Source organism: Actinosynnema sp. CS-041913, assembly GCF_050942485.1.
Classification (GTDB): domain Bacteria; phylum Actinomycetota; class Actinomycetes; order Mycobacteriales; family Pseudonocardiaceae; genus Actinosynnema.
The window spans coordinates 6147625-6158837 of record NZ_CP192037.1 but is presented as its reverse complement, the minus strand read 5'-3'; the positions used below and the strand labels follow the sequence as shown (position 1 = coordinate 6158837).

Here is an 11213-nt window from a genome sequence, read left to right as displayed (position 1 = left end):
GCGCAGCTTCTGCTCGTTGGACATGCGGTTGTCACACCTCGCCGATCGTGGCCGGTCAGGCCGTGCCGAATTCGTGGTCGATGAAGTCGAAGATCTCGTCGTCGGTGGCCTCGCCGAGGTCCCGTTCGTCGCCCTCGGCGACGACCTCGGGACCGGTGAGCAGGCGCAGGAGGTCCTGCATGCGCCCGGACAGCAGCCGGCGCGCCTCGTCGTCGAGGTCGGCCGGCCGCAGGCGGTCCAGCTCGGCGAGCACGGAGTCCGGGGTCGCCACGCGCGGCGGCACGACCTTGCCGTGCAGGAACGCCGCCACCGCGGCGGGCGTCGGGTGGTCGAACACGAGGGTCGCGGGCAGCCGGACACCGGTGGTGTTGGCCAGGCGGTTGCGCAGCTCCACCGCGCTCAACGAGTCGAAGCCCATCTCCTTGAACGCCCGGCCCTCGCCGACGGCCTCGGTGTGGCCGAGCACCGTCGCCACCGAACCGGTGACCAAGTCGAGCAACACCCGGCGCTGCTGCGGCTCCGGCAGCGCCGCCAGCCGGTCCGCCAACGACGACGACCGGTCCGCGGTCTCCACCAACCGCCGCGCCCCGCCGCCCGCCCGCGAGGCGTCGAGCGCGGACAGCACCTCCGGCACCGGTTGCCCGCTCGCGCGGAGCTTCGCGACGTCCAGCGGCGCGGCCACCACCACCGGCCGGTGCAGCGTCGCGGCGAGGTCGAACAGCGCCAGCCCCTGCTCGTCGGTGAGCGCCGCCATGCCCATCCGGTCCAGCCGGCGCAGGTCGGTGTCGGTCAGGTGGCCGGTCATCGTGCTCGTGTCGGCCCACAAGCCCCACGCGATCGACAGTGCCGGCAGGCCCAGCGCGTGTCGTTCGACGGCAAGCCGGTCGAGCTGGGTGTTGGCCGCCGCGTACCCCGCCTGCCCGGCGTTGCCGAGCGTGCCCGCCAGCGAGGAGAACAGCACGAACGACGACAGGTCGAGGTGCCGGGTCAGCTCGTGCAGGGTGCGCGCCGCGTCGGCCTTGGCCCGCTGCACGGTCGCGATCCGCTCGGGCGTGAGCGCGTCCAGCACGCCGTCGTCGATGACGCCCGCCGCGTGCACGACGCCGGTCAGCGGGTGCTCCGCCGGGATCGCATCAAGGACGGCGGCCAGCGCATCGCGGTCGGCGGCGTCGCAGGCCACGACGTCCACCACCGCACCGACCGCCCGCAACTCGTCGCGCAACCCGGCCGCACCCGGCGCCCGCTCGCCGCGGCGGCTCGTCAGCACCAGCCGTCGCGTGCCGCGCCGCACGAGGTGCCGGGCCACCAGCGCGCCCAGCACGCCCGTCCCGCCGGTCACCAGCACCGTGCCGTCCGGTTCGGCCGGCGCCGGGACGGTCAGCACCACCTTGCCGACGTGCCTGGCCTGGCTGAGGTGGCGCAGGGCTTCCGCGGCCCGGTGGACCGGGAAGACCGTGATCGGCATCGGCCGCAGCGCACCGGCGTCGAACAGGGCGCTGATCTCGTCCAGCATCTCCCTGATGCGCTCAGAACCGGCCTCCAGCACGTCGAACGCCTGGTAGTGGACGCCGGGGTGGGCGGTGGCGACCTCGTCGGCGTCGCGGATGTCGGTCTTGCCCATCTCCAGGAACCGCCCGCCGCGCGGCAGCAGCCGCAACGACGCGTCCACGTGGTCCTCGGCCAGCGAGTTGAGCACCACGTCCACGCCGCGGCCGTCGGTCGCCGACCGGAAGCGCTCCTCGTAGTCCAGGGTGCGGGAGTCGGCGATGCGGTCCTCGGCGAGGCCGAGGCGGCGCAGCACGTGCTGCTTCGCCGGGCTCGCCGTGGCGTGCACCTCGACGCCCCAGTGCTCGGCGAGCTGGAGCGCCGCCGTGCCGACCCCGCCGGTCGCGGCGTGCACCAGCAGGGACTCGCCCGCAGTGAGGCCGGCCAGGTCCGCCAGTCCGTAGTAGGCCGTCAGGTAGACCACCGGCACGCCCGCCGCCTGCGCGAACGTCAACCCGGCCGGCACGGCCGCCAGCAGTCGTTCGTCGGTGACGGCGACCGGGCCGACACCGCTGGAGAACAGGCCCATGACCCGGTCGCCCGGCGCGAACCGCGACACACCCGGACCCACCTCCAGCACCCGGCCGGAGCCCTCGCCGACCGGCGGTCGCCCGTCGTCGGGCACCATCCCCAGCGCCAGCAGCACGTCGCGGAAGTTCAGGCCGCCCGCGCGCACCGCCACCCGCACCTGACCCGGTCCCAGCGGGTCCAGCACCTCCGGGCACGGCGTCAGCGACAAGCTGTCCAACTCGCCGCGCATGGTCAGCGACAGCCGCCACGGCCCGTCCGCCGGTTCGGCCAACGGGTGGGTGGGACGGACCAGCCGCGGCACGGAGGCCGCGCCGGAGCGCACCACCACCTCGGTGTGGTCGGCGGCGATCGCGGCGGGCAGCAGCGCCCTGCTGTCCGGGTGGTCGTCCACGTCGACGTGCCGCACCCGGCCGGGGTGCTCGGCACGGGCGCCGCGCAGCAGCCCGGTGACCGCGCCGTGCGCGACCGACCCCGCCCGGGTCAGCACCACCAGCGGCACGGACGCCAGGCCGGGCTCGGCCATCCACCGCTGCACGGTGGCCAGCACCTCGCCCACGTCCTCGGCGGCCGGGTGCACCACCAACTCGGGCAACTCGTCCGCGGCGATCGCCGCCGGTTCCGCGACGTCCGCGTACCGGGTGAACGGCAGCCCGGTCGGCTTCGGACCCAGCACCGCCCAGCGCGCTCCGGTCAGGTCCGGCTCGGTCAGCTCCACCGGCACGAGGTCCACCGTGAACAGCGCCTGGCTCGCATCCCACCGCGGGGCGAGGCGGTCGCCCCCGACCTCCCGCACCAGCAGCGAACCGACCTGCGCCACCGGCGCGCCGGCCTCGTCGGCGACCAGCACCGCCAGCGCGTCGGGGCCCGTCCGGGTCAACCGGACCCGGACCGACCGCGCGCCGACCGCGTGCAGGTGCACGTCGGTCCACGTGAACGGCAACCGCACCGGTCCGTCCCCGTCGACCAGGCCCACCGCGTGCAGCGACGCGTCCAGCAGCGCCGGGTGCACGCCGAACCCGGTCGGGTCGGCGTCGTCGGGCAGCCGCACCTCGGCGTAGACCTCGTCACCCGCCCGCCACGCCGCCCGCAGGCCCCGGAACGCCCCGCGGTAGGCGTACCCGCGTGCGGCCGGCGACTCGTAGAAGTCGTCCACCGGCAGCGGTTCCGCGCCGGCGGGCGGCCACTGGGCCAGGTCGCCGACGTCCTCGGGGGCGGCGGCGGACACCGTGCCCGAGGCGTGCCGCACCCACTCGTCGGACGCCGTCGACGCGGAGTGCACGGTCACCGGCCGCCGTCCGTCGCCGTCCGGCTCGCCCAGCAGCACCTGCACGTCCAGGTCGTGCTCGGGCAGCACCAGCGGCTCCTCCAGGACCAACTCGTCCAGGTGTCCGAGCCCCACCTGGTCGCCCGCGTGGATCGCCAGGTCCACCAGCGCCGACCCGGGCAACAGCACCGCGCCCAGCGCGACGTGCTCGGCCGTCCACGGCTGCGCCGACCGGGACAGGCGCCCGGTGAAGACCAACCCCGACGACCCGGCCGTGCGCACCACGGCTCCCAGCAGCGGGTGCGTCGCGCCGTGCAGACCGAGCGAGGCCGCGTCACCCGCCCGGACCGGCCCGTCCAGCCAGTGGCGCTTGCGCTGGAACGGGTAGGTGGGCAGCTCGACCGCGCCGCTCTCCGGCACCACCGCCGACCAGTCCACCGGGACGCCCCGGACGTGCGCTTCCGCCAGGGAAGCCAGGAACCGGTCGCGTCCGCCGTCGTCGCGGCGCAGAGAGCCGAGCACCACCACGTCGCGGCCCGCGTCCGCCGCCGTGTCGCCGATGGCACCCGTCAGCACGGGGTGCGGGCTGACCTCGATGAACACCCCGTGCCCGTCGTCCAGCAGCGACCGGACACCCTGCTCGAACAGCACGGTCTGCCGCAGGTTGCGGAACCAGTAGTCCGCGTCCAGAGTCCGCGTGTCCACGACTTCGCCGACGACCGTCGAGAAGAACGCGATGTCGGATCGCCGGGGCCGGATGTCGGCCAGGGCTGCCAGCAGCGGTTCGCGCAGGGTGTCCACGTGGGCGGAGTGCGAGGCGTAGTCGACGGGCACGCGCCGGGCCCGGATGCCTGCCGCCTCACAACTCGCCAGGAGGTCCGCCAACGCCTCCGAGGCGCCGGACACGACGGTGCTCGCCGGACCGTTCGCGGCAGCGACCTCCACGGCCCCGTCGTAGCGGGCGATGCGCCCGGCCAGTTCCGCCGCGCCCAGGCTCACCGAGAGCATGCCGCCGGTGGTGGTGGTGAGGGTGGTGATGGCTTTGCTGCGGAGGGTGATGATTTTGGCGCTGTCGTGGAGGGTGAGTGCGCCGGCGATGTGGGCGGCGGCGATTTCGCCTTGGCTGTGTCCGATGAGGGTGTGGGGGTGGGTGCCGTGGTGTTGCCAGTGGGTGGCGAGGCTGATCATGGTGGCCCAGAGGGCGGGTTGGATGGTGTCGGTGGTGGTGAGTGGTTGGGTGAGTTGGTGGTGGAGGTGGTGTCCGGTGTGGGGGTGGAGTGCTTGGGCGCAGAGGTCGAGTTGGTGGGCGAAGGTGGGTGAGGTGGCGGCGAGTTGGAGGGCCATGCCGGTCCATTGGGGACCTTGACCGGGAAACACGAACGCAGTTTTTCCCTGTGCGTCGGCTTTTCCCTGGATCAGGTTGGGTGCCATGTCACCGGCCAGGAGCGCCTGCAGCGCGGCCGAGTGATCGCCGCCGACGATCGCGGCCCGGTGGGGCAGCCGCGGAGCCTTGGTCGCCAACGCGGGCGCGACCGACTCCGGGGCGAGGTCCGCCACCTGCCCGGCCCGTGCCGCCAGCGCCTCCGGGGACTTGGCCGACAGGAGCAGCGGCAGGTCCGCGTCCGTCGCGATCGGTGCGGTGGTGGGCGCGGTGGTGGGCGGTGCTTCCTCCAGGATGACGTGGGCGTTGGTGCCGCTGATGCCGAAGGAGGAGATACCGGCTCGGCGTGGTCTTCCGGTTTCGGGCCACGGGACGTTGTGGGTCAGTAGTTCCACCGCGCCGGTCGTCCAGTCCACGTGCGGCGACGGGGAATCGGCGTGGAGGGTGGCGGGAAGGGTTTCATGGCGCAGTGCCATCACCATTTTGATGATGCCGGCGACTCCTGCGGCGGCTTGGGTGTGGCCGATGTTGGATTTGATGGAGCCGAGTCGTAGGGGGGTGGTGCGGTCTTGTCCGTAGGTGGCGAGCAACGCCTGTGCCTCGATGGGGTCGCCCAACCTGGTGCCGGTGCCGTGTGCTTCGACGGCGTCCACTTCGGATGGTGTGAGGCCGGCGTTGGTGAGGGCTTGGTGGATGACGCGTTCTTGTGAGGGTCCGTTGGGTGCGGTGAGTCCGTTGGATGCGCCGTCCTGGTTGACGGCGGAGCCCCGGACGAGGGCCAGCACCGGGTGCCCGTTACGCCGTGCGTCGGAGAGGCGTTCGAGGAGGAGGAGGCCGGCGCCTTCGGACCAGCCGGTGCCGTCGGCGGTGGCGGCGAATGGTTTGCAGCGGCCGTCGGGGGATAGTCCGCGTTGGCGGCTGAATTCGATGAAGGTGTTGGGTGTGGACATGATGGTGATGCCGCCGGCGAGGGCGAGGGTGCATTCGCCTTGTCGTAGTGCTTGGGTGGCGAGGTGGATGGCGACGAGTGAGGAGGAGCAGGCGGTGTCGAGGGTGAGGGCGGGGCCTTCGAACCCGTAGGTGTAGGCGATGCGGCCGGAGGCGACGCTGGAGATTGTGCCGGTGAGGAGATGTCCTTCGTAGCCTTCGGGTGTCACCGGCAACCGCGACCCGTAGTCGTTGTACATGACGCCGGTGTAGACGCCGGTGGGTGTGCCGTGGAGGGTGGCGGGGTCGATTCCGGCTCGTTCGATTGCTTCCCAGGCGGTTTCGAGGAGGAGTCGTTGTTGTGGGTCGGTGGCGGTGGCTTCGCGGGGGCTGAGGCCGAAGAAGTCGGCGTCGAAGTCCGCCGCCCGGTACAGGAAACCGCCGCTCACGGAATACGTCTTGCCCACGGCGTCCGGGTCCGGGTCGTAGAGGTCGGTTGGCCAACCCCGGTCCTCCGGGAAGTCGCCGATGGCGTCGCGGCCTTCGGCGACCAGTCGCCAGAGTTCGTCGGGTGTGGTGACGTCTCCCGGGTAGCGGCAGCCGATGCCGACGATGGCGATCGGCTCGTCCACCGCACTCGTCGTCACGGGCGCGACCACCGCACGGGGTTTGCCCTGCTCCGCCAGGAAAGCCACGAGTGCGGCCACGTTCGGGTGGTCGAAGACGAGGGTGGTGGGCAGGCGCAGCCCGGTGACGGCGTTGAGGCGGTTGCGCAGCTCCACGGCCGTCAGCGAGTCGAAGCCCAGTTCCGTGAACGCCCGGTCGTGCGTGATCCCGGCAGTGCTCCGGTGGCCCAGCACCACCGCCACCTCGGCCCGCACCATCTCCGTCAAGTCCTCTGTGGACATGGACGTCACCGATCGGTGCGCCGCGCGCCGCGCGGTCGGCGGCACCAGGCGGTGGAACACCGGTGGCACGCTCGGCCGCTTCCGTATCGCGGCCAGGTCCAGCTTCGCCGGCACCAGCACGGGGTCCGTCGCGCCGAGCGCCAAATCGAACAGCGCCAAGCCCTCGGCGACGCTCATCGGCGCGACGCCGGCCCTGCTGATCCGTTCGCGGTCCGCCTCGCCGAGCGTCGTGGCCATGCCGCTGTCTTCCCAGAGTCCCCAGGCGAGTGCGGTGGCGGGTTGGTTGTTGTGGTGGCGTTGGGTGGCGTGGGTGTTGAGGTAGGTGTTGGCGGCGGTGTAGTTGGCTTGGCCGGGGTTTCCGGTGGTGGTGGTGATGCTGCTGTAGAGGATGTAGTGGGTGATGGGGTGGTGTCGGGTGAGGTGGTGGAGGTGGTGGGTGGCGGTTTTGGGGGTGAGGGTGGTGTGGAGTTGGTGGGGGGTGAGGTGGGTGGTGGTGGTGTCGTTGAGGGTGCCTGCGGTGTGGATGATGGTGGTGAGTGGGTGTTGGGGGTTGATGGTGGTGAGGATTTGGTGGAGTTGGTGGGGGTTGGTGAGGTCGCAGGGGTGGAGGGTGGCGTGGGCGTTGTGGGTGTGGATGTGGTGGAGGAGTTGTTGGGCTTGGGGTGTGTGGGGTCCGGTGGTGTTGAGGAGGAGGAAGTGTTTGGCGTGGTGGTGGGTGATGAGGTGGTGGATGAGGTGGGTGGCGAGGGTGCCGGTGGCGCCGGTGATGAGGATGGTGGTGTCGGGGTTGATGGGTGTGGGGTTGGTGGTGGTGGCGGGGGTGAGTCGGGGTGCGTGGAGGGTTCCGCCGCGCACCGCCAACTCCGGCTCGTCACTGCGGAAAGCGAGCTGCGCCGCGTCCAGGTCGTCGACGTCGACCAGCCGGAGCCGGCCGGGGTTCTCCGAGATCGCCGACTTCACCAAGCCCCACGCGGGGCTCTGGTTCAAGGCCCGGATCGGGTCGTCCGCCGAAGTGGACACCGCGCCCTGCGTCACGACCGCCAACCGCCGTTCACCGTCCTCATCGGACAGGAAGTCCTGGACGACGCCCAGCACGTGCTCGGTGATCCGGTGCGCGGTCGCGGGTTCCTCGTCCTCCGGCACGGGGACCACGGTGGTCTCCCAGTCCTCCGGCGCGCCCGTCGCGGACACCGGAACCCACTCCACGCGGTACAGCGGCGCGCGTGTCGCGGTGCGCACCTCCAACCGCCCGATGGTGAGCACCGGTCGACCCGTGTCGTCGGACAGGTCGACCGCCACCACGTCCTCGCCTGACCGCGTGATGCGCACGCGCAGCGCCGTCGCCCCGGTCGAGTGGACCGCGACCCTCCCGAAGGAGAACGGCACCTTCGTCGGACCCGTGCCCACGTCCAGCAACATCGGGTGCAGCGCGGCGTCGAGGAGCGCCGGGTGGATCGCGTAGCGGTCGGCTTCCGGGCGCAGGTCGACGGGTAGTTCCACCTCGGCGTAGGTGTCGTCGCCGTCGCGCCACGCGGCGCGCAAGCCCTGGAAGGCGGGGCCGTATTCGTAGCCGTTGTCCGCCAACGTCGAGTACAGGTCGTCCACGTCCACGGCCGACCCCGCCGGCGGCCACGCGAGGGCCGCGGCCACCGTGCCGTCCCCGACCGTGAGACGGCCGGACGCGTGCCGCACCCACTCGTCGTCCTGGCGTGCGTAGACCACCAGGTCGCGCGCGCCACTCGCGTCGGCGTCGGTGACGGTCAGGCGCAGCGTGACCACGCCCGCGTCCGGGACCTCCAACGCCGTGCCCAAAGTCAGTTCGTCCACCAACGGGCAGCCGAGCTGGTTCCCGGCGTGACGGACGAGCTCCAGGAGGACTGTTCCGGGCACGAGCCGCCGGCCGTCGATGGTGTGCTCGCCGATCCAGCCCGCGGCGGACAGCGTTGCGGTGAACTGGACGTTGTCCGCCTCCGGTTGCGTGATCAGCGCCGTGAGGAGGGGGTGTCGGGTGGGGGTGAGGCCGAGTTGGGTGGGGTTGGTGGTGGGTGGTTTGTGGAGCCAGTAGCGCTGCCGCTGGAACGGATAGGTGGGGAGGTCGGTGATCGGTGCGGGCGGTAGATAGTCGGTCCAGGTGATGGGGGTGCCTTGGGTGTGGAGGGTGGCGAGTGCGGTGAGGTAGGTGGTGTTTTCGGGTTGGTGGGGGCGCAGTGTGGGGGTGGTGTTGGGGGTGAGGTTGCTGAGGGTGGTGTCGGGTCCGAGTTCGAGGTGTCGGGTGACGCCGTGTTCGTGGAGGGTGGTGGTGCCGTGGTGGTAGCGGACGGTGTTGCGTGCTTGTTGGGCCCAGTACTGCGGTGTGAAGACGGTGGGTTGGCCGGTGAGGTTGGAGATGACGGGGATCTCGGGCTGGTGGTGGGTCAGTTGTGCGGCTACGTCGGTGAGTTCGTTGAGGATGGGGTTGAGGTGGTGGGAGTGGAAGGCGTGGCTGACGGTGAGTCGGGTGGCTTTGCGTCCGGCCGTCTTGCAGGTTTTGATGATTCGTTCGACGGCGTCGGTGTTGCCGGAGATGACGGTGGTGTCGGGGCTGTTGAGGCCGGCGATGTCCACGCCCGGCAGGAGCCATTCCCGGGTTTGTTGTTCGTCGGTTTGGAGTGCTGCCATCGCACCGCCGGCGGGGAGGTTTTGCATGAGGCGGGCGCGGGCGCACACCAGGGTGGCGGCGTCGGGCAGTGACAGGACTCCGGCGGCGTGGGCGGCGGAGAGTTCGCCGATGGAGTGCCCGAGGAGGTAGTCGGGTACGACGCCGTGGTGGCGTAGCAGTCGGTAGAGGGCGACTTCGACGGCGAACAGTGCGGGTTGGGTGTAGCCGGTCTGGTTGAGCAGGTCGGGTTCGTCGGCGATGACCTCGGCGATGGGCCGGTCCAGGTGCCTGTCCAACTCGGCGCACACCTCGTCGAACGCGGCGGCGTAGACGGGTTGTGACCGGTACAGCTCCGAACCCATACCGACACGCTGACTGCCCTGCCCGGAGAACAGGAACGCCAACCCGCCTGTCTGCACCTGCCCGGTGACCACGGCCGCGTCGGGCGTGCCTGACGCCAGGCTCCGCAGCCCGGCGGCCAACTCCTCCGCGTCGTGACCGATCACCACGGCCCGGTGGTCGAACAGCGTCCGCGTGGTGACGAGAGAGTAGGCCGTGCCGACTGCCGGGTCCGACACCGGTAACCGCCGGGCCTGACCCGCCAGCGCGTCCTCGCTCTTGGCCGACAGCAACAGCGGCAACGGCCCCGTGACTTCGGGCGGCGGTGTTTCCTCCGCCGGTGCCTGTTCGATGATGATGTGGCTGTTGGTGCCGCTGATGCCGAAGGAGGAGATACCGGCTCGGCGTGGTCTTCCGGTCTCGGGCCACGGGACGTTGTGGGTCAGCAGCTCCACCGCGCCGGTCGTCCAGTCGACGTGTGGTGTGGGTTCGGTGATGTGGAGCGAGGCCGGGAGCGTTTCGTGATGCATGGCCATGATCATTTTGATGATGCCGGCGACTCCTGCGGCGGCTTGGGTGTGGCCGATGTTGGACTTCAGCGATCCCAGGCGCAGCGGTGCTTCGCGGTCCTGTCCGTAGGTGGCGAGCAGCGCCTGCGCCTCGATCGGGTCGCCCAACCTCGTGCCGGTGCCGTGCGCTTCGACTGCGTCCACATCGGACGGTGACAGTCCCGCACTGGCCAGGGCTTGGCGGATCACGCGTTCCTGCGCCGGACCGTTGGGCGCGGTTAGCTGGCTGCTGGCGCCGTCCTGGTTCACGGCCGAACCTCGGATGACCGCCAGCACGCGGTGCCCGTTGCGCCGCGCGTCGGACAGGCGCTCCAACACCACGAGCCCGACGCCCTCGGACCAGCCGGTGCCGTCGGCCGTGGCGGAGAACGGCTTGCAGCGGCCATCCGGTGCCAGTCCGCGCTGACGGCTGAATTCGATGAACGTGCCGGGTGTCGCCATCACGGTCACGCCACCGGCCAGGGCCAGCGTGCACTCGCCCTGCCGCAACGCCTGCGCTGCGAGGTGGATGGACACCAGGGAGGACGAGCACGCCGTGTCGACGGTGACGGCCGGGCCTTCGAGACCGAGCGAGTACGCGACGCGGCCGGACGCCACGCTGCCCGTGCTGCCGGTGAGGAGGAAGCCCTCGAAGCCCTCGGGCGCCGTCGACATCCGGGATCCGTAGTCGTCGTACATGACCCCGGCGAACACACCCGTGCGCGAACCACGCAGCGCGGTCGGGTCGATCCCCGCCCGTTCGACGGCCTCCCACGCGGTCTCCAGCAGCAGTCGCTGCTGGGGGTCGACGGCCAGGGCCTCGCGGGGGCTGATGCCGAAGAACTCCGGGTCGAACGCGTCGGCGTCGTACAGGAAGCCTCCCTCGCGCACGTAGGAGGTGCCGACGTGCTCGGGGTCCGGGTGGTAGAGCGACTCCAGGTCCCACTCGCGCCCCTCCGGGAACGGGCCGATCGCGTCGCGGCCCGCGCCCACCAGCTCCCACAACTGCTCGGGGGAGGACACCCCGCCGGGCAGGCGGCACGCCATGCCGACGACCGCGATCGGCTCGTGCGCGAGGTCCTCCAGCTCCCGCACCCGTTGGCGGCTCTCACGCAGGTCCAGGGTGGCCCGC

1 protein-coding gene is annotated in these 11213 nt (G+C 71.5%); it reads right to left on the bottom strand.

The window, feature by feature from the left end:
- Window positions 1-55 precede the first annotated feature (55 nt).
- Window positions 56-11203, bottom strand: coding sequence for an SDR family NAD(P)-dependent oxidoreductase (locus ACQPZF_RS27545; RefSeq protein WP_433274719.1), 11148 nt, complete (start codon window positions 11201-11203; stop codon window positions 56-58).
- Window positions 11204-11213 lie beyond the last annotated feature (10 nt).